The sequence below is a fragment of the Acinetobacter sp. 809848 genome (assembly GCF_000581275.1).
Classification (GTDB): Bacteria; Pseudomonadota; Gammaproteobacteria; order Pseudomonadales; family Moraxellaceae; genus Acinetobacter; species Acinetobacter pittii.
On sequence record NZ_JEXG01000003.1, the window covers coordinates 33,892 to 54,099 of the forward strand.

General features: G+C 40.0%; 17 protein-coding genes. 7 read left to right on the plus strand and 10 right to left on the minus strand.

Annotated elements, in window-relative coordinates; translation table 11 throughout:
• Positions 1–95 precede the first annotated feature (95 nt).
• Both J536_RS07340 and J536_RS07345 read right to left on the minus strand, forming a co-directional pair.
• Positions 96–1,811 carry a cation acetate symporter gene (locus J536_RS07340; RefSeq protein ID WP_002121878.1) on the minus strand — a complete coding sequence of 572 codons (1,716 nt, stop codon included), beginning with the start codon at positions 1,809–1,811 and terminating at the stop codon, positions 96–98.
• A 1-nt stretch (position 1,812) separates the two neighbouring features.
• On the minus strand, positions 1,813–2,145 hold the full coding sequence (locus J536_RS07345) for a DUF485 domain-containing protein (protein WP_000372818.1): 333 nt from the start codon (positions 2,143–2,145) through the stop codon (positions 1,813–1,815).
• 181 nt (positions 2,146–2,326) lie between these two features.
• Here J536_RS07345 and J536_RS07350 point away from each other — a divergent pair, with 181 nt between their 5' ends.
• Together J536_RS07350 and J536_RS07355 are read left to right on the plus strand one after the other, a co-directional pair.
• Positions 2,327–5,824, plus strand: coding sequence for a PAS domain-containing hybrid sensor histidine kinase/response regulator (locus tag J536_RS07350; RefSeq protein WP_032057079.1), 3,498 nt, complete (start codon positions 2,327–2,329; stop codon positions 5,822–5,824).
• Positions 5,825–6,213: 389 nt separating this feature from the next.
• Positions 6,214–6,981: a hypothetical protein gene (locus tag J536_RS07355; RefSeq protein WP_032006609.1), complete on the plus strand. Its 768-nt coding sequence runs from the start codon at positions 6,214–6,216 to the stop codon at positions 6,979–6,981.
• 43 nt (positions 6,982–7,024) lie between these two features.
• Here the strand turns inward: J536_RS07355 and J536_RS07360 are convergent, their stop codons facing one another.
• Positions 7,025–7,675 (minus strand): response regulator, encoded by a 651-nt coding sequence (locus tag J536_RS07360; RefSeq protein ID WP_002122041.1) that lies wholly within the window; start codon positions 7,673–7,675, stop codon positions 7,025–7,027.
• Positions 7,676–8,051: 376 nt separating this feature from the next.
• On the opposite strand from J536_RS07360, the gene msuE reads away from it, so the two are divergent.
• Positions 8,052–8,789, plus strand: coding sequence for an FMN reductase (gene msuE, locus J536_RS07365; protein WP_032062512.1), 738 nt, complete (start codon positions 8,052–8,054; stop codon positions 8,787–8,789).
• Positions 8,790–8,833: 44 nt separating this feature from the next.
• The gene (gene sfnG / locus J536_RS07370) at positions 8,834–9,946 is read left to right on the plus strand and encodes a dimethylsulfone monooxygenase SfnG (RefSeq protein ID WP_032062513.1); all 1,113 of its coding nucleotides are present in this window, start codon (positions 8,834–8,836) and stop codon (positions 9,944–9,946) included.
• 94 nt (positions 9,947–10,040) lie between these two features.
• Here sfnG and J536_RS07375 read toward each other — a convergent pair whose 3' ends face one another.
• Positions 10,041–10,454 carry an Lrp/AsnC family transcriptional regulator gene (locus J536_RS07375; protein ID WP_014207916.1) on the minus strand — a complete coding sequence of 138 codons (414 nt, stop codon included), beginning with the start codon at positions 10,452–10,454 and terminating at the stop codon, positions 10,041–10,043.
• A gap of 105 nt (positions 10,455–10,559) precedes the next feature.
• Here J536_RS07375 and J536_RS07380 point away from each other — a divergent pair, with 105 nt between their 5' ends.
• A complete protein-coding gene (locus J536_RS07380) occupies positions 10,560–11,102 on the plus strand; it encodes a cysteine hydrolase family protein (protein ID WP_032057082.1) in 543 nt (180 codons plus the stop codon).
• A gap of 41 nt (positions 11,103–11,143) precedes the next feature.
• Here J536_RS07380 and acs read toward each other — a convergent pair whose 3' ends face one another.
• Positions 11,144–13,093, minus strand: a complete 1,950-nt coding sequence (acs, locus tag J536_RS07385; protein ID WP_025464164.1) for an acetate--CoA ligase — start codon at positions 13,091–13,093, stop codon at positions 11,144–11,146.
• Between the two features lie 294 nt (positions 13,094–13,387).
• On the opposite strand from acs, the gene J536_RS07390 reads away from it, so the two are divergent.
• Together J536_RS07390 and J536_RS07395 are read left to right on the plus strand one after the other, a co-directional pair.
• On the plus strand, positions 13,388–13,963 hold the full coding sequence (locus J536_RS07390) for a DUF805 domain-containing protein (protein ID WP_032057084.1): 576 nt from the start codon (positions 13,388–13,390) through the stop codon (positions 13,961–13,963).
• 113 nt (positions 13,964–14,076) lie between these two features.
• Positions 14,077–15,057, plus strand: coding sequence for a mechanosensitive ion channel family protein (locus tag J536_RS07395; RefSeq protein WP_005078641.1), 981 nt, complete (start codon positions 14,077–14,079; stop codon positions 15,055–15,057).
• Here the strand turns inward: J536_RS07395 and J536_RS07400 are convergent.
• The 5 genes from J536_RS07400 to prfB form a co-directional block, all read right to left on the minus strand.
• The gene (locus J536_RS07400; protein ID WP_014207920.1) at positions 15,037–15,744 is read right to left on the minus strand and encodes a 16S rRNA (uracil(1498)-N(3))-methyltransferase; all 708 of its coding nucleotides are present in this window, start codon (positions 15,742–15,744) and stop codon (positions 15,037–15,039) included. The genes J536_RS07395 and J536_RS07400 overlap by 21 nt on opposite strands.
• Entirely contained in the window at positions 15,741–17,033 is a 1,293-nt protein-coding gene (locus J536_RS07405) for a 3-deoxy-D-manno-octulosonic acid transferase (protein WP_032062515.1), read from the minus strand. The genes J536_RS07400 and J536_RS07405 overlap by 4 nt, the downstream gene beginning before the upstream one ends.
• A gap of 158 nt (positions 17,034–17,191) precedes the next feature.
• On the minus strand, positions 17,192–18,250 hold the full coding sequence (locus J536_RS07410; protein WP_032057086.1) for an alkene reductase: 1,059 nt from the start codon (positions 18,248–18,250) through the stop codon (positions 17,192–17,194).
• A 28-nt stretch (positions 18,251–18,278) separates the two neighbouring features.
• Complete coding sequence (locus tag J536_RS07415; RefSeq protein WP_017399836.1) at positions 18,279–18,581, minus strand: ArsR/SmtB family transcription factor; 303 nt, start codon at positions 18,579–18,581, stop codon at positions 18,279–18,281.
• A gap of 221 nt (positions 18,582–18,802) precedes the next feature.
• A protein-coding gene (prfB, locus tag J536_RS07420) for a peptide chain release factor 2 (RefSeq protein WP_099475557.1) occupies positions 18,803–19,898 on the minus strand; the annotation gives its coding sequence in 2 pieces (ribosomal slippage) (positions 18,803–19,825 and positions 19,827–19,898; 1,095 coding nt in all).
• Between the last annotated feature and the right edge of the window lie 310 nt (positions 19,899–20,208).

A 20,208-nucleotide genomic window follows, 5' to 3' on the forward strand; every position in this document is an offset into this window, starting at 1 on the left:
CTTTATTAAAGAGCTTCTTTCACTTTAAGTTATACGATCAACAAAAAAAGCCCCGCAGGGCTTTTAATGAGATAGATATTTAATCCAGTTTGATTTTAGTGATCTGAGGCACCAGAAGCACCGATACCTGTCATTGAACGAACGTATTGGGCATCGAATGCAGCACGCTCTTTTTTAGCACGTGCAGAGTTGTCAGTCACCGAGAAGAACCAACAGCAAAGGAATGACAATGGCATCGCAAATAATGCAGGACCATTGAATGGGTTAACTGGTGTATCAGAGATTTTTAAAGTATCTACCCAAACCGCTTTAGACAGAACAATAAGTACTACAGCTGTTACAAGGCCAACCACACCACCGATAACTGCACCACGAGTGGTTAAACCTTTCCAGAACATTGAAAGAACAAGAATCGGGAAGTTTGCACAACATGCCACAGAGAATGCTAAGCCCACCATGAATGCTACGTTTTGTTTTTCAAACAAGATACCCAAAATCATGGCAAAGATTGCTAAACCAAGTGTCGCAATTTTTGACATACGAAGTTCTGAGGCTGGAGTCGTTTGACCTTTCTTGAATACGTTAGCGTATAAGTCATGTGAGATTGCAGATGCACCAGAAAGTGTTAAACCAGCAACAACAGCAAGAATCGTTGCGAACGCTACTGCTGAAATAAAGCCCATGAATAAGTCACCGCCTAAAGCATCACTTAAATGCACGGCTGCCATGTTGTTACCACCAACAAGTTCAAGCTTGCCTGATACTGCCATTTTTGCAACATCAAGGAATTGAGGGTTGTTTGATACGAAAAGGATCGCACCGAAACCAATAATGAAAGTTAAAAGATAGAAGTAACCAATGAAACCTGTCGCAACCACAACCGATTTACGCGCTTCTTTTGCATCTTTTACAGTGAAGAAACGCATAAGAATGTGTGGAAGACCCGCTGTACCAAACATGAGTGCCAAGCCAAGAGACAATGCATCAATCGGGTTTGCGGCAAGTTTACCCGGACCCATAATTTTTGCAGCTTCTTCAAAGCTTACGCTGTGAACTTTACTGAATACTTCAATTGATTGAGTGAACATGTTGCTGAAGCTGAAACCAACCGCTTTCATCACCATGAATGCCATGAAAGTCGCACCACTGAGCAACATGACCGCTTTAATGATCTGTACCCATGTCGTTGCCAACATGCCACCAAAAATTACGTATGCCATCATTAATAGACCAACGATGACAACAGCGATGTTGTAGTTCAAACCAAATAGTAATTTGATGAGCTGGCCCGCACCTACCATTTGAGCGATCAAGTAGAATGCTACAACAACAAGCGAGCTCAAGGCAGCTAAGGTACGGACCGGTTTTTCTTCAAGACGGAATGACACTACATCTGAAAGGTTGTATTTACCAAGGTTACGTAAACGCTCTGCAACCAAGAATAAAACGATTGGCCAACCTACCATAAATCCAAGAGAATAAAGTAAGCCATCAAAACCCGAACTAAACACCATCGCGGAAATACCAAGGAAAGATGCTGCTGACATATAGTCACCGGCAATTGCCAATCCGTTTTGGAAACCGCTGATTCCGCCCCCTGCGGTATAGAAATCTTGTGCTGATTGAGTTTGCTTTGCCGCCCACTTAGTAATAAACAAAGTAAAACCAACAAAGATCAAGAACATAATAATGGCATGCCAGTTGGTGGCTTGCTGTTCGGCTTCACCCAAATCTGGACCAGCCATAGCAACAGTTGAATATAGCGATGCTGCTGCCAATAAGGCTTTCGCTTTTAATGAATTCCATTTCATATTAGTGTAATCCTTTCTCATGCGTGATGGCTTCAACTTCCTTCAACGCTTCTTCACTCAACTGGTCAAGGGTGTTGTTTGCGATATAGGAATACACGCCACACAGTAGGAAAGATAAAACAATAATTCCTAAGCCTAGTGGAATACCCCATGTCGTTACACCACCACTAAATGAACTCATTAAAAATTCTTTGTTGTAGCCAACAAGTAGCATAAAGCCCACATAAAGCACTAACATAATGATTGTGAGCGTCCAGCTTAATGCACTTTTTTTCTTGACCATCTTTTGAAACTTTGGATTGCGTAGAATCTGTTCTACTTGGCTTTGATCCATAACCAAACTCCTTGCCTGTGCCCAACCTTGGTCACTTTTTTAATAGTAGTTTCTCATTATTAAAATTAGCAAAATAACGTGTAATTCGTAACTTAGACTTTGGTCGTTAAAATTTAATCAATTTATAGCTTTGTTTCTGCTTGCGGTATGATAGGCGCAAGGTTTTAATCATGTAGGTCATATGAACAGCTGGCTGATTATTGGGGTACTCACTTTTTATATAGCACTCTTATTTATTTGTGCTTTTTTTGGCGAGAAGCATGCTAGTCGCCTGAGTACACGTGGCCGGATGTTCTTGTTTAGTTTGACCTTAGGTGTTTACTGTTCATCTTGGACATTTTATGGTGCAACCGGAGCTGCCGTCCGAGAAGGCGTCATTTTCTTACCTATTTATTTAGGTCCACTGTTATTTGTCTGGTTTGGTTACGATATCTGGCGACGTTTAGGCCGAGTACGTCAGCATCATGCAATTTCTTCAATTGCCGATTTTGTTGCTGCACGTTATGGCAAAAGCGGTGTATTGGCATCGCTGGTTACGATCTTGGCAGTCATTGCGATTATTCCCTACCTGGCCCTACAGTTACGCGCAATTGCCTTAAGCACATCAGTCATATTAGAGCAAAATGCTCATATTCATACGACCACCAATAGCGTTTTGCTTTTAACCAGTGTCCTTGCGATCTTAGCCATGATCTTCGGTACAAGGCAAATTGCAAACACCGAACAGCATGGCGGCCTCATGTTAGCCGTTGCATTTGAATCTTTTGTAAAATTATTCGCCCTAATCTGTGTCGCTTTATTTTTTATTTTTGAAGCACCCGCGAACTTAGTACAAGTTTCGGCCGACGTAAACCAAACCTTCCAAGAAGTTCAGTTATTTGGGGTACCTGAAACGTTCTGGATTCAGACATTATTGGCAGGTCTCGCAATTATCTGTTTACCCCGTCAATTTCATGTGGCTGTTGTCGAATTACGCGATGAAAAGCACATTCGCGGTGCACGTAAATGGTTTGCGGCTTATCTCATTTTAACAATTTTAGCTATTATCCCAATTGCAAGCTGGGCCTTGCATGCAGCGCCAAAATTCCTAACCGTGCCTGATGTGGCAGTACTCTCATTACCATTGAGTTATAACCAAGAATGGTTAGCCCTACTGGCCTTTTTAGGTGGGTTCTCTGCATCAACAGGCATGTTACTGGTGTCATCTGTTGCTCTGTCTATCATGCTCAGTAATGACTTGATTATGCCCGCACTCTGGCGTTTTAAGCTGCTATCACGTCACGATAAACATTTACCTAAAGTTCTTAAATTCAGCCGTCGTATTAGTATTGTCGCGGTGATGCTACTTGGCTTTTTATTCTTCCATTTCTTTAATGATATTAACCAGCTTTCAGTATTTGGTTTATTGGCATTTAGTGCCGTTGCCCAGTTTGCACCTGCGCTTATTGGAGGCTTGTATTGGCGAGGTGGAAGCCGCCAAGGTGTCTATGCAGGTCTTATTGTTGGATTTTTGATGTGGAGTTACACATTACTATTTCCAACGATTTTACGTAGCTTGCCAGAGGCCTATCAAGAAACAGCCCAAAGTATTTTGCTTTTTGGTCCTTTTGGAATTAATGCCTTACGTCCAGAATCACTTTTTGGCTTTGAGTCATTTGCTCCACTTACACACGGCGTTATTTGGTCGCTTGGTTTAAATATTGTTTTATATATTTGGATTTCTAAAATTTACCGCCCAAGTGTGGCAGAACAAATTCAGGCAGAAAGCTTTTTTTATTACGAAACTAAGCCTCTGCCATCTCCCCATACCTCTACCGATTTAACTTATTTACCGCACGATGCTGCACGTTTAAAAGTAGGCGATTTATTTGCGCTTGCTAAAAGAATTACGGGTGAGCAACCCACAACACAAGCGTTCGAGAACTTTTGTGAGCAAAATCATCTCACGCTTAACCCGAATAGTATCGCCAATGGCATGTGGTGGCGGTTCACTGAACAATATCTAGCTGGAATTATCGGCGCAGCCTCAGCTCGTACTTTGCTCACTACAGCAATGATTAATAATGGTTTGGCATTAGGCCAAGTCGCCAATATTTTAGACCAAGCCTCGCAATGGCAACGTTTCAATCAAAACTTGCTGATGACCATGATTGATCACATGACCCAAGGGGTGAGTGTGGTTGATAAAAACATGTGTTTAGTCGCATGGAACAACCAATATTTAAAACTGTTTGGCTACCCAAAAGATTTAGTCTATGTGGGTTGTCCAATTGCCGATCTGATTCGTTATAACGCTGAACGCGGCGAATGCGGCCCAGGTTCAGTCGAAGAACATGTTCGCAAACGTTTGCACTGGATGAAAGTCGGAAGTGCGCATGAATTTGAACGAATCCGTAAAGACGGACGCGTTATTCAAATGCGCGGTAATCCTATTTCAGGTGGTGGCTTTGTGACTACCTTCGCCGACATTACGGCTTTCCGTGCGAATGAGGCAATACTTGAGGCCCGCGTAAAAGACAGAACCCAACAACTTGCCGATGCCTTAACTGAGCAACAGCTTGCGCGCGAACAAGCCGATATGGCCAATATGTCAAAAAGCCGATTTATTGCAGCGGCCAGTCATGACTTATTACAACCTATGCATGCTGCCCGTCTGTTTAGTACAGTTCTTGAACAAAGCATCGCAACCGAAGAAGATCGCCAAACTTTGCAACAACTTGACCGTGCTTTGTATGGTGCAGAAAGTATGCTCTCTGCCCTACTCGATATTGCGCGTTTGGAAGGCGGTACCATACAGCCAAAAAGACAGCCTTATCCTCTGCACGATTTACTAAGCGACCTCGAACTACAGTTTAAGTCGATTGCTGCACAGCGAAATATTTCATTAAAAGTTCACGATGTATCGTTCTGGATTGACACAGATCCACAGTGGATACGACGTATTATTCAAAACTTTGTGAGTAATGCTTTGCGCTATACAGCCAAAGGCCGAGTGATTGTTGGTGTATTACGTTCAGCACAAAAACCTGGACACATTCGAATTGGGGTTTGGGATACAGGTCCCGGAATTGCCGAAGAGCAACGTATTAAACTATTTCAAGAATTCGAACGCTGTGGGCATTTATCGCCTTGGGGTGAGCAAGGTTTAGGTTTGGGTCTTGCTATTGTGCAGCGTATGACGGGTTTGTTGAATTATCCAGTCTATGTCTATTCGCAACTCGATAAAGGCTCCTGCTTTATGATTGAGGTTCCGGTGGTAGAAGCGCCAAAAGTGATAACCCCAACCGTACAGGCAGTACCTTTAAAAACCAAAGCCTATCGGATTTTATGTTTAGACAATGATGAAACCATTCTTGAGGGTATGAGTAGCTTATTAGGTCGATGGGGTTATGAGGTTTTTAAAGCCACTGAACCTGAACAAGCACTTGAAATTATTCAAAAAGAAAATATTCAGGTCTGGCTTATCGATCAGCATTTAAACAACAACCAACTCGGTGTCGATTTTATTTTGCAAAATCGTCAACATGATGTTCCTGTTGCTTTAATTACTGCTGACTCTCATCCTGAGTTACCTCAACAATTGAAAGAACTGAATATTGTTTTACTCAAAAAACCACTTAAGCCTGCTTCTCTAAGAGCATGGTTATCGGGACTTAAAATTGCCAGTGAGGTAGATTAAATATTTTCTCCCCCAAACCTTTTAATAAGTTTGGGAGAGATTTTTGGCAAAAATTATTGGCCTAATTTAAGCCAATAGGCAGAACTGCTCAAAAAGTCGACTTTTACCCAGTAAATCATTGACCAAAATTTCCAATGACTCTTTTTCTATGGCAAAGCTCACCTTTTTTGTAAGTGAACACTTGTACACTTAGTTACAATTTCATAACTTGCTGTTTTTTAAAATTATAATTAGCCAAAAATAACCATATAAGACTTTAGTCGTATTCTACTTGCATTCTTCCTGACACATAAATATTCAAAACCTATTTCTTAAATGTACAGTCATTTTTATAACCCATTTCCATATTAAGCACCCCTGCTCACGAATTAATGCAAAGGACAATTGCCATGAATATTTCTGATAACAGCCCACAAGGCCAACTTTCGTCTCAACAGTTTTATCGCCAATACAGTGCCAATGCTTTACTTCCTGAACTAGATTGGCAAAGTATTTTCCCTCACAGCAAGCTCAATGAAGCAAACATCAAAGCGTTAAATACAATTTATCAATGTGCAGTTCCCCTCGCACTTAATGTATTTCATGATCTAAATTTTGATGTATTTGCACCTGCGGCTTATCATCCCCAAGGTTTAGGTTTATTTGATAAATTGGCACAACAAGAAGAAAACTTTTTAAAAGTTCTTAGCGCTGAAAGTGAAAATCTTGACCACGACACACGTCATCAAATCTGGAGCATGCTACTCCGTGGCGGTGCTGTACTCGTTTTCAAAGCTTGGCTTGGTCATGTCAAACTCGGCGAGAATCAGTTAGATATGACTCAATTTGATGAATTATCTGACTTACTCTTTATTAAAACGCATCCAGATCAACTTGCTGAACGACTCCATGTTGATGAAAAAGCAAAACTCGACCATATCTTCTTGATGTATGGCAATGATATTTTCCTTGATCGATTCAACAGCCTAGAAACAGCTGCACTTTTTGTAGATTTAGGCGTTTATGACGCAGCATTCTTAAGCCTACGTGATGACCGTGTGGCTGAATATTTAAAAATGAAAGGCTACGTGACTCAAGAACAAATTGATGATTTGCAATGTGCACTTAATCCGTTGTACTGCGACAGCCTAACACCTAAGCAAGATTGCCTCGCTTAAGTGACACCTATAAAAAAGACCTCAATCGAGGTCTTTTTTCTTTTTAGATTTTCTTATCTTCAATATTGAGTGCACTAATCGCCAATACGGCTTGTGTACGGTTTTGCACACCTAATTTTCTAAAGATAGCCGTTACGTGAGCTTTAATCGTTGCTTCTGAAACATCAAGCTCATATGCGATTTGCTTATTTAACAAACCTTCCGCAACCATCATCAAAACACGGAATTGCTGAGGTGTTAACGATTGAATACGTTCAGCTAAAGCAGTTTCATCTGCTGCTCTTGGGTCAAGGTTAAGATTCGATGGCAAATTAGGTGGTAACCAGATATCACCTTCTAAGACTTGACGAATCGCTTCGCCAATATGGCTTGGATGAGCCGACTTAGGAATATAACCCATGGCGCCATGAGCAATCGCACGCTGAATAATTGAAGTTTCTTCATGTGCAGAAACAACAATAATCGGAATAGATGGATACTGTGCTCTTACATAAACCAGAGCCGAAAATCCTGAAGCACCCGGTAAATTTAAATCGAGTAATACCAGATCAGGTTCTGCCCCATTTTCCAAACGCTCATAAAACTCATCAACCGAGGCTGTTTCATGAATTTGTGCCTGTGGCAGGCTATAACGTACTGCTTGAATTAAAGCATGACGAAACAAAGGATGATCATCAACGATTAAAATATTCATAAGCGATTAAAGTAATCTTGAGCATAAGTATGGCCTATTGTAACCCTACTATTTAGATGAAAGATACGTTCATCTTATCCATTTTTATGCAAAATGTTGATAAATGCAGAACTTAGCCAAGATTTTCAGATGTTTTTTAACTTTTAATCAAAATTAATCTGTTTTTTATATAAGCTTCCTTTTTATTATAAAAAATATATCACCTATAATTATATAAAACAAAAACAGCAACTTAATAGAAAAACAAAGTATAAAAATCTACTATTTATCTTTTATATTTAAAACTGATAAGGTTGACCAATTTCGTTATTTTACAGTTTACCGTCGTTGTTGATTAATAAGTCCAATCTCTTGTTTTAGGCTTAGGAACCAAATTATGACTGGTATCACATCACCAAAACCTTTAAATATCGTTGCTGTTTCTGGTGGCTTAAATACCCCATCTAAAACGGAAAGTCTGGTTCAAGCCATTCTTGATGAATTATCAGAAGCAATCGATATTAAAGTTCACTTTATTAAATTAAGCGAAATCGGACCTCTATTAGGCGGCGCATTTTATCGCAACCAACTTCCACAGCGCGTACAAGATGACCTTGCAGCAGTTGAAGCAGCAGATGCTTTAATTGTAGGTACACCCGTTTACCGTGCTTCTTTTACAGGTCTTTTCAAACATTTCTTCGATTTTGTTGAACAGACTGCTTTAGTCGATGTGCCTGTACTTTTAGCAGCATCGGGCGGTAGTGATCGTCATGCACTCGTACTTGAACATCAACTACGTCCATTATTCAGTTTCTTCCAAGCACAAACTTTACCAATTGGCGTATATGCGACCGATCGTGACTTTACTCCGGAATATACGGTGAAAAGTGAGCAATTATCAGACCGTATTACGTTAGCAGTGGCACGTGCATTGCCAATTTTAGAATGGGCGCCAGCGAAAGGTAAACGTGCTGAAGTAGTTAAACCTAAATCTCAGCAAGCAAATCAAGAGCTTGGTATTAACAAGCAAATTGAGCAAGAAGAAGTATTACCTTCAGCAGCTGTACCAAACCTTGATGCGGCAGAATCTCGTTTGCATCACAAGTCTGGCAAATCATTAACGCATGTTGCCTAAGCGCAATATAGCTAAATAAAAAGAACGAATGGGGAGAGCGAACCATGACGCAATTACAACAACCAATTAAATTTGCTTATTGGGTACCAAACGTAAGCGGTGGCCTTGTAGTGAGTAACATCGAACAGCGTACAGACTGGAGTTATGACTACAATGTTCGACTTGCACAGGCTGCCGAAAACAATGGTTTTGAATATGCGCTCACCCAAATTCGTTTTACGGCTGGGTACGGGGCAGAAAACCAACATGAATCGGTAAGTTTCAGTCATGCATTACTAGCAAAAACTGAAAAATTAAAGGTCATCGCGGCTATTCTGCCCGGCCCTTGGAAACCGGCACTTGCCGCTAAACAACTTGCAACGATTGATTATTTAACTCAAGGCCGTATTGCGATTAACGTAGTGAGTGGCTGGTTCAGAGGAGAGTTTGATGCCATTGGTGAAGAGTGGCCTGAGCATGATGAACGTTATGTTCGCTCCGAAGAATTTATTCGCACGCTAAAAGGAATCTGGACCACCGACAACTATAGTTTCAATGGTAAATACTACCAGTTCCAAAACTACACCCTTAAACCAAAACCTTTGCAAAAGCCTTATATCGAAGTTTTCCAAGGTGGCAGTTCACGTGCTGCGCGTGACATGGCGTCTCGTGTATCTGACTGGTATTTCACTAACGGTAATACGGTAGAAGAAATTCAAAAACAAGTCGAAGATATTCATACTAAAGCAAAAGCAAATAATCACCATGTCAAAATTGGGGTAAATGCTTTCATTATTGCCCGAGATACCGAAGAAGAAGCAAAAGCGGTACTCCAAGAAATTATTGATAAAGCCAATACTGAAGCGGTAAATGCATTTGGAGATGCTACACGTGAAGCAGGTGCTGCTTCACCAGAGCAACAAGGTAACTGGGCAAAATCAAGTTTTGAAGACTTAGTGCAATACAACGATGGCTTTAAAACCAATTTAATTGGTACACCACAACAAATTGCTGAGCGTATTGTGGCACTTAAAAATGTAGGTGTTGATTTGATTCTTTCCGGATTTTTACACTTTATTGAAGAGGTGGAATATTTCGGAGAAAAAGTTCTGCCGCTCGTTCGTCAGTTAGAACTTCAACAGGAGAAGGAGGTAGAAATCCAAGCTAAATCAGCCTAAAAAACCCCAGTTAAAACAGCGCAAGATAATAAAAACAATAAATTAAAAATAAAGAATTTATTGGCTCCAAGACTCGGCTTGGAGCCTTTATTTTTTAGGATTTCTCGACTTCTCGAATCACAGTTTCAACTGAGTAACGGCACCATTTTGAAAGTTTCTCGATAAATTCATTTAAGGCAGCGGGTTCAAAATGGCTGACAATCATATAGCAAGCATTGCCCATGACTTTAAAGCATTCATCGATTTGTTCATATTGCTTAACCAAATTTTCAATTTCTTCAAATGCGCGTTGTTCATTTAAATGCAAGTGAATAAATTGCTTATGCGAATATTGCACGGCAATGGTGTAGTTTTTGATAACACCTGCATCCATTAACTGAGCAATTCGAGCACCCACCGCCTGTCCTGTTCGATGGACGCGCTGCCCAATGTCTTTATTTGTCAGACGAGAATCTTGTTTGAGTAATGCAATAATTTTTAGATCAATCGGGTCTAATTCAATATTCATTTTTCATGGTGAAAGAAAACTGGCGGTAATGCTTTCATCTGACTATAGCCGATTTTTCAAGCAGAGAATAATCTTGTTTTATCTCATATCAACAAGAGTGACCTCATGAAACAAGCTCTATTAGTTATCGATGTACAAAATGATTATTTTAAAAATGGCAAAATGGAATTGGTTGGGCCAGAGCAAGCGCTAGAAAAAATAAAACAACTCGAACAATATTTTAACGAGAAAAACTTGCTCATCATTTATGTGCAGCATATTAACCCGCCACAAGCGAGTTTCTTCCAAGAAAATACAGATGGGGTTTTACTTCATCCTGAACTCAGTGCTGGCAGTGATTCATTAATCGTGACAAAGCATTATCCAAACAGTTTTTTAGAAACCAATTTAGATGAGCTTTTAAAAACACATCAAATTGAACAACTCGTGATTACAGGCATGATGACGCATATGTGTATTGATTCAGGGACTCGTGCAGCCAAAGAACTTGGCTATCAACCCATCTTAATTGCAGATGCAACCGCAACTCGCGATTTAAGCCATGATAGAAAAATTGTAAAAGCTGAAGACGTACAAACTGCTTTTTTAACTGCGCTGAGTACATTTGCAAATGTAGAAAATACTGCTGACTTTTTAGCAAGCTCTTAGTAGAAAGCAATAAAAAAGCCCCAGATGGGGCTTTTTTAAAATTAGTTCTGCTTATCAGGATAAACCGTTGTAATTAACTGATCTACCACTGCAGGCTCAGCCAAGGTTGAAGTATCACCTAAACTATCTAGCTCATTCGCTGCAATTTTTCTTAAAATACGGCGCATGATTTTACCCGAACGCGTTTTAGGTAACGCTGGTGCCCAATGTAATGCATCAGGTGAGGCCACAGGTCCAAGCACTTTACGTACCCAGTTGATTAACTCTTTACGCAGCTCTTCCGATTCTGCAACACCTGCCTGTAAGGTCACGAAAGTACAAATACCTTGTCCTTTAATCTCATGTGGCATACCCACCACTGCTGCTTCTGCTACAGATTCATGCGAAACCAAAGCACTTTCAATTTCAGCAGTACCTAGACGATGACCTGAAACGTTTAAGACGTCGTCAACACGACCTGTGATCCAGTAATACCCATCTTCATCACGGCGAGCACCATCGCCTGTAAAATAAGTATTTTTAAAGGTCGAGAAATAAGCTTCAATAAAGCGGTCCGGATCACCCCAAATAGTACGCATCTGGCCTGGCCATGAATCTTTAATCACAAGGTTACCTTCAACCGCACCTTCTAGCTCATTACCTTCACCATCCACAATGGCGGGTTGAATCCCAAATAATGGACGTGTTGCTGAACCTGGTTTTAAAGCTGTTGCACCCGGCAATGGAGCAATCAAAATACCGCCTGTTTCGGTTTGCCACCATGTATCAACAATCGGGCAGCGGCCTTCACCAACAACATTGTAGTACCAATTCCAAGCTTCAGGGTTAATAGGTTCACCGACCGAACCGAGTAAACGCAAGCTGCTACGGTTACTTTCGCGTACAAATGAATCACCCTCTCGCATCATGGCGCGAATTGCGGTTGGAGCTGTATATAAGATAGAAACTTTATGTTTATCGACTACGTGACCAAGACGTGCCCATGTTGGGTATTGAGGCACGCCTTCAAACATTAAGGTCGTGGTACCATTTGCTAGCGGTCCATAAATCAAATAACTATGCCCTGTAATCCAACCGATATCGGCTGTACACCAATACACATCATCTTGTTTTAAATCGAAGACCTCTTTAAAGGTACTGGTTACATAAACTAAGTAACCGCCTGTCGTATGCAACACACCTTTCGGTTTACCTGTCGAGCCCGATGTATAAAGAATAAATAAAGGGTCTTCTGCCTTCATCGGCTCTGGAGGACAGTTTGCATCAACCTCCATAATAATGAGGTGATACCACAAATCACGACCAGGCTTCATTTCAATCGGGTTTGCATTACGGTAAACCACGATCACATTTTCAACACACTCAGTACCCGGCAACGCTAAAGCCAAATCAACATTTTCTTTGAGTGGTAATAGTTTTCCGGCACGTAGACTTGAGTCTGCGGTAATCACCAGTTTCGCTTGGCTATCTTCAATACGACTCGCTAAAGAGTCTGGCGAGAACCCACCAAACACTACACAGTGAACAGCACCAATACGGGCACAGGCTAACATGGCAATTGCAGCCTCAGTGACCATCGGCATATACAGTACAACGCGGTCACCTTTACCAATGCCATATTTCTTTAAAACGTTGGCAAAACGGCAGACTTCGTCGTGTAATTCTTTATAAGAGACAATCTTATGACGAGAAGGATGGTCACCTTCCCAAATAATTGCAGGTTTATGTGGATGTTCTTTAAGATGCCTGTCTAGGCAGTTTGCTGACACGTTCAACTCACCATCAGCAAACCATTCAATTTTAAAATTGTCTTTGTCAAAACTAGTATTTTTAACTTGGGTAAATGGCTTTATCCAATCGACAATTTTAGCTTGCTCTGCCCAGAATTCATCTGGGTTCTCGATAGAGTGTTGATAACGTTTAAAGTAGTCTGCTTCAACAGTACGAGCTGTTTTTTTAAATTCCTCTGGTACTGGATAGATCTCATTCATACGCAACTTCCTTGATCTTGTGCATCCCATCTCGAGACTGTGGCTATTATTTTACTGGATCTTATTTGCATGCCTTTGCAGTATGATGACTCATTCAAAGCCTAGACAATGCGACTTTGGTCATATATTAACCACTTACTCAAGCATACGAAATTATGAACATTTTTATAAAATTAAGTTGATTTAAAACATTTGTCTATAGCTTTTACTTTTATAATTTTTTCAATATTTGATGGTTTTGATCATCAACAAAGATTATTTTGTCTCTCATATGCAACCTAGGAATAAAATAATATGTTTGCCCAAACAACTTCCTCACGCCCACCACAGCTGCCTTTAAAAGATAGCCCTTTTTCAATTCATGGCCGTTTTAACCGTATGAGTTATTTAGGTGGATATGGACTGATTTATTTAGTCACAATCGTGGGTTATTTTATTCTGGCCTCCTTTCTTGGAAGTTTTCAGCTTTCAAGTAATTTATTTAATTTTGAGTTTTATAGCTCTCTTTCTGGCCTCAGTGCTTTGGTGGTATGGGCTTTTTGGCTATTCCTGATTTATTTAAATGTTGTTCTCGTCGTGCGACGTTTGCATGATCTAAATAAAAGTGGTTGGATGGGATTACTACTATTCATTCCAGTTGTTCAGTTCTTTTTTATGATTTATTTACTACTTGCCTCAGGTACAGCAGGTCCAAATCAATATGGTCCATCTCGACCATCAACGTTCATAGAAAAGTTAATGGCTTGGTTTATTTTATTGGCTATTTTAATTAGCCTTATTTCTACCGCAGGCTTTTTTTACTACTTCTCTGGTACCGATACTATTCAAACCCCGTCACAAATCTTACAAAAAGGAACGGAATACTTTTAATTAAAAAACACTTTATTATTCAGATGAACTCATTATAGTAGGCGCACATTTTATCTCCTACTATAATGAAGGCCGATCATCGCTTTCATAATTTTTTAAAATAGAGACTTGTTGTGGCTGATGAACAAAAATCCTTAACGGATGTTGCAAAAAATACAGGCGAACTTTTGCAAGAAGCAGGTACTAAAACCACTCAAACGGTTTTAGCCCATACCGAAAAGTATCATGATGCCTATACCACTATTGATAAAATCGTGGATAGCTTCTGGGAACGTGTGCCTTATATTTGTATTGCGATTATCGTTTTTATTATTTTTTGGCTACTCACCAAATTATTTAAGTTCTTTGTTCGTAAAACCTTAGAAAATCGTTCTTATACGCGCCAAAACCTAGTGTTGGTTCTAAACCGTGTAGGAAGTACGACAATTTTATTTTTTGGATTCTTAATTGCACTTGTCATCATGATCCCAGGTTTTACCCCGGGGCAACTCATGAGCGCGTTAGGGATCGGTTCGGTTGCAATTGGTTTTGCATTTAAAGATATTTTCCAAAACTTGCTTTCAGGTATTTTAATTTTATTGAGCGAACCGTTCCGTATTGGCGATTCAATCGTGGTCAATTCACTTGAAGGAACTGTTGAAGATATCCAAATTCGTGCAACATTCTTACGCTCGCCAGATGGCCGTCGCATTGTTATTCCAAATGCCACTGTTTATACGAGCGCTTTAACTGTAAATACGGCTTATCAGCAGCGACGTTGTGAGTTTGTAGTCGGCATTGGATATGACGACGATGAACAAAAAGCTAAACAGATTATTTTAGATATTCTTAATAATGACCGAAATGTACTCAGTCAACCAGCTTTCTCGGTTAACGTTACAGCTTTAGCAGATTTCTCGGTTAACCTGACTGTACGTTGGTGGGTTGATACTACTGAAACTGATATGTCCTCATCTACAAGCACAATTCAAGCTCAAGTAAAACAAGCTTTCAATGAGAACGGAATTAATATTCCTTACCCAATTCAGGAATTAAAAATGGCTTCAAATCAGCCACTTTTAAACCCAGAAACATCAACTAAAGAGACGACCTAAAATATAAGAAATAGACGTTTCAGTTCTTAAAATACGGTTGCCTAAGCTCACAGCTTGGCAGCCGTTTTTTGTGAGCAAATCAATTTCATAGGGAATAAAGCCGCCTTCGGGTCCAACGACTACACTGCACGCATGCGGAATATTAACTGGCATGCTCTGCTCGGCATACGGATGAGCCACATAGGCGGGACTTTCCTTTGAAATTAAGTTTGGTAGAACATCTTCAACAAAAGGTTTAAAGCGTTTATATAATTGAATTTCAGGAGCAATGGTGTCGCCTGCTTGCTCAAGCCCTAAAGTCACATAGTTATCAAGTTGTTGTAAAAATGGAGTTTGCCAATAGCTTTTATCTACGCGGTAACTATGAATCAAACTAATTCTTTCAACACCTAGAGTCACACTATCCATAATTAAACGGCGTAAAACTTTGGGCCTTGGTAACGCTACGATTAAATGTACTGGAAGTTTTGCAGGTACAACTTCTTCAGTGATAGGCCGTATACAAACTTCTTGCTCATTCATCGAAACAATTTCAGTGGTATAGCGTGCACCATTACGAACACCAACTTTTAGATTTTGGCCCACCGTAATATCAAGATGTTCACGTAAATGCTGCAATTGGCGTTTTGAACGGATTAACCATAAATCTGACTGAACATCATCAGGTTCTAGTAAAACGATATTCATGGTTTTTCGGCCAAATACCGGTTAATTACACCAATATGCTTTTGTAATGAACCTTGGTTACGTTGTAAGACTTTATGCGCCTGCTCTACCACCTGCTTTGCTTCTTCAGGCTCGGCTAAACATGCCATCCAGATTGCTACAACTTGCTCAGCGTCTTGAGCAATGAGCACCCCATTTTCATCAATAAATTCATCAACAATGGTTTGGAAATTAAAGTAACGAGGTCCAATTACGGTCGGTACATTTAAAACCATAGGCTCTAAAATATTATGCCCACCACCTGGTTCATTAAGTGATCCCCCCACAAAACACACCTGACTTAAGGCATACCATAGCCAAAGCTCACCCATACTATCCGCCAGATAAACCTGTGTACTGGCGTGAATACTATGATTCATACTTCTACGATGAGTGATTAGATCTAAGTTCTGACAAATTTCAAATACTTCATCAAAACGTTCAGGATGTCGAGGCACGACAATACAAACTAAATCTGGATCTGACTTTAGATAAGGTGCAAGTGCCTGCAAAATTTGTTGTTCTTCTGGCGCATGTGTACTGGCAATTGTTAGGACTTTACGCTGTCCCAAATACCATTGTTGTTGTAATTGCTCAGCCTGATTTATAAAAGCCTCAGGTGCATGGATATCAAACTTAATATTTCCAACTACCTGACTTTTTTGTTGATCTAAACCAAGTTCTACATAACGTTGTCGAGTTGCATTATCTTGTGCCAACCCCCAGTCAATTTGTTTCAGCATTCCTGCCGTTAGACCTGAAACGCGACTATAACCTTTCGCTGATTTTTCTGATAATCGCGCATTTAATAATAAACAAGGAACCTGCTGTAGCTTGGCTTGATCAATTAAATTTGGCCAAAGCTCAGTCTCAACCAATGCTAAAAGCTTTGGCTGATATAACTCAAAAAATTGTTTTAAAAGATGCTTTTGATCAACAGGCAAATAAACTGCTTGAAATAGATCTAAATAAGGTGCTTTTAAAAATAATGATTTGGCACGCGCCTGCCCCGTCTTTGTTGTATTAGTAACTAATACAGGTTGACCGAGTTTAAGATAATGCTCGATTAAAGGCTGCGCAGCATTGGTTTCTCCAACCGAAACAGCGTGGAACCAAATTGCTCTTACATTTTTCGGAGACTCAAACGGCCCAAATCTTTCAAGACATTCCTGATTATATAATTCCTGGCTTTCTGCACGTCTTTTTATCCGCCATTGGTAAAAAGGTTTTAATAAATGGAGTGCGGTGTTGTACCAAAAAGGGGTCGCCAAGCGGTTTGCCTCAAATAGTCAAAGTTTAAAACTGGGGAAAATATAACATAGATAGAAAAAATGGCAGAGTTTCGATACCTAAACTCTACCATTACAAGAAAAGCGATTTACTGAATTCAGAAATGGACGAAGTCAGCAAAACATCATTTCAAAGAATCTTATGAAGCTTCTAGTGTTGGATAGTCTGTATAACCTTCAGCACCTTTCGCATATAAAGTCGTTGCTTGAAGTTCGTTTAGTGGCAAATCTTGCTCTAAACGCTGTAAAAGATCTGGGTTAGCAATATATGCCTTACCAAAAGATACAGCATCTGCCTGACCTTCACGCAAGATACGTTTTGCTGATTCTGGTGTTAGGTTCTCATTGGCAATCCATACACCATTAAATTTTTCGCGAAGTTTAGGACTAATACTATCAGCAGCTTCATATTCACGAGAGAAAATGAAAGCAACATTACGTTGGTTAAGTTGTTCAACTACATAACCAAAAGTTGCTAATGGGTTTTCATCTCCCATATCGTGTGAATCACCACGCGGTGCAATATGAACACCTACTCGGCCTGCGCCCCACACTTCAATAAATGCATCAACGACTTCTAATAATAAACGTGCGCGATTTTCAACAGGACCACCGTATTCATCATCACGTTGGTTGGTATTACTTTGAAGGAACTGGTCAATTAAGTAACCGTTCGCTGCGTGTAATTCAACACCATCAAAACCTGCTGCTTTAGCCAGTTCTGCTGAATGTTTGTATTGAGCAATAACTTCTTGAATCTCTTCAATTGAAAGTGCACGCGGTGTTACATAGGGACGTTTAGGACGTAATAAACTCACTTCACCCGCAGGTTGAATTGCACTTGGTGCAACAGGAATATCACCATCTAAAAGTTCAGGATGCGAAATACGGCCTACATGCCAAAGTTGAGCTACAATTTTTGAACCTTGAGCATGAACTGCCTCAATAATTTTATTCCAAGCTTGTGCCTGCTCTTGTGACCATAATCCTGGGGTGTCTGCGTAACCCACAGTTTTTGAACCAATTACTGTTGCTTCGGTCAAAATTAGACCAGCATTTGCACGTTGTTGATAGTATTCAACCATTAAATCATTAGGCACTCGGCTTACACCACTACGCGCACGCGTTAATGGAGCCATTACCAATCGATTTTTGATTTCAAAATCACCAACCGTTAAAGGAGTATTGAGTTCAGCCATAATCGCCTCGACTTACACTTTTAATAATTTAAAGTGTTTGTTTTAAATGTTCGATATATTGCTGAATCAAAGCTTCGTTACGTGAAAAATAAGACCATTGACCATATTTTTGGACCTGAATAAGCCCCGCCTGTTGTAACACAGACAAATGATTGGACATTGTAGACTGAGCTACTTTACCCAAACGTTCAATATGACCTGCACAAACACCCTTCTCAAAACTACCACCACATTCTTCAATCGGTAAATAATGTGCAGGTTCTTTTAACCATTGCAAAATTTGCCGACGTAGAGGGTTGGAAAGGGCTTTGCTAATTGCATCAATATCCATAGGCTCAACACGTCTTTTAAACGAACAAAGCTTTGTTCAGCATTTCGAAAATATAATATCGCATTTTTTCGATATTCATATCTATTTTTTTCGATATTCATATCGTATTTTTTCGATTAACATTCGAAAACTGAACTGCTTTGCCGTTTTAATCGCTAAAAATCCAAGAGTTCTACATATTCATAGATGAAGTGTATTTAAACTAAAAGTTCAGCAGACTCTTATAAACCTTGTTTTAAACTCGCTTCGATGAAACGATCAAGGTCACCATCAAGAACAGCACCTGTATTAGAGTTTTCAACCCCTGTACGTAAATCTTTAATACGAGAATCATCTAATACATATGAACGAATTTGGCTTCCCCAACCAATATCAGACTTCGAGTCTTCTAGAGCTTGAGCTGCTTCATTACGTTTTTGCATTTCCAATTCATATAAACGTGCACGTAACTGTTTCCATGCGTGGTCACGGTTAGCATGTTGCGAACGCTGGTTCTGACACGCTACTACAATACCTGTTGGGATATGAGTCAAACGCACAGCCGAGTCGGTTTTGTTAATATGCTGACCACCTGCACCAGATGCACGGTACGTATCGGTACGAACATCAGAAGGGTTAATATCAATTTCAATATTGTCATCAACTTCTGGTGAAATAAATACCGCAGAGAATGAAGTGTGACGACGGTTGCCACTGTCAAATGGTGATTTACGAACTAAACGGTGTACACCTGACTCTGTGCGTAACCAACCGTAGGCATATTCACCTTCCACACGAATCGTTGCTGATTTAATACCTGCTACGTCACCGTCAGACACTTCCATAAGTTCTGCTTTAAAACCATGACGTTCAATCCAGCGCATATACATGCGTAAAAGCATAGACGCCCAATCTTGTGCTTCAGTACCACCTGAACCTGATTGAATCTCGACATAGCAAGGGTTCGGGTCCATTGGGTTACTAAACATGCGACGGAATTCAAGTTTAGCCAGTTCATCTTCGGCAGCACCAAGCTCCGACTGAACATCTTCAAGCAGGCTTTCATCGTCGGCTTCTACAGCCAAATCTAACATCGCTTTTGCATCTTCAAGCTGTGTAGATAAGCCATCCAATACATTAATAACGTTTTCTAGTTCGCCCTTTTCTTTCGCCATCGCCTGAGCACGGCTTTGATCATTCCAGATTGCAGGGTCTTCTAACTCACGTAAAACTTCTTCTAAACGTTCTTTTTTCAGATCGTAGTCAAAGATACCCCCGTAGTGTTTGGCTACGATCAGTTAAGTCTTTCAATTGGTTTAGATAAGGATTAATTTCCACGCGAGTGTTCCCATAAGAGCAGATAAACGGTCAATTATTTTAGCATAGCTGCGGTTATCTACGAACCCGCTTTGTATTTCTCATCATATTTCATCAATTTGATTTATAAATTTTCTTCAGTTCAATTTAAGATTAATTAGTAACATCCTCATACAAAATTGGGTACTTTTACAGCATTTTTTATGATCTACACAAAATATCCTCAATTTTAATAAAATAAAACATTATATTTTTATATTTTAAAATCAATATCTTAAATTAAATTAGTTTACATAAATATCACACGGTTACAGTACGGTTACTTGCGCAA

Bases quoted from the DNA above. Each gene is read 5' to 3' on its own strand.
- J536_RS07340 (WP_002121878.1), bottom strand. From the start codon at position 1,811: ATGAAATGGAATTCATTAAAAGCGAAAGCCTTATTGGCAGCAGCATCG.
- J536_RS07345 (WP_000372818.1), bottom strand. From the start codon at position 2,145: ATGGATCAAAGCCAAGTAGAACAGATTCTACGCAATCCAAAGTTTCAA.
- J536_RS07350 (WP_032057079.1), top strand. From the start codon at position 2,327: ATGAACAGCTGGCTGATTATTGGGGTACTCACTTTTTATATAGCACTC.
- J536_RS07355 (WP_032006609.1), top strand. From the start codon at position 6,214: ATGAATATTTCTGATAACAGCCCACAAGGCCAACTTTCGTCTCAACAG.
- J536_RS07360 (WP_002122041.1), bottom strand. From the start codon at position 7,675: ATGAATATTTTAATCGTTGATGATCATCCTTTGTTTCGTCATGCTTTA.
- msuE (WP_032062512.1), top strand. From the start codon at position 8,052: ATGACTGGTATCACATCACCAAAACCTTTAAATATCGTTGCTGTTTCT.
- sfnG (WP_032062513.1), top strand. From the start codon at position 8,834: ATGACGCAATTACAACAACCAATTAAATTTGCTTATTGGGTACCAAAC.
- J536_RS07375 (WP_014207916.1), bottom strand. From the start codon at position 10,454: ATGAATATTGAATTAGACCCGATTGATCTAAAAATTATTGCATTACTC.
- J536_RS07380 (WP_032057082.1), top strand. From the start codon at position 10,560: ATGAAACAAGCTCTATTAGTTATCGATGTACAAAATGATTATTTTAAA.
- acs (WP_025464164.1), bottom strand. From the start codon at position 13,093: ATGAATGAGATCTATCCAGTACCAGAGGAATTTAAAAAAACAGCTCGT.
- J536_RS07390 (WP_032057084.1), top strand. From the start codon at position 13,388: ATGTTTGCCCAAACAACTTCCTCACGCCCACCACAGCTGCCTTTAAAA.
- J536_RS07400 (WP_014207920.1), bottom strand. From the start codon at position 15,744: ATGAATATCGTTTTACTAGAACCTGATGATGTTCAGTCAGATTTATGG.
- J536_RS07410 (WP_032057086.1), bottom strand. From the start codon at position 18,250: ATGGCTGAACTCAATACTCCTTTAACGGTTGGTGATTTTGAAATCAAA.
- J536_RS07415 (WP_017399836.1), bottom strand. From the start codon at position 18,581: ATGGATATTGATGCAATTAGCAAAGCCCTTTCCAACCCTCTACGTCGG.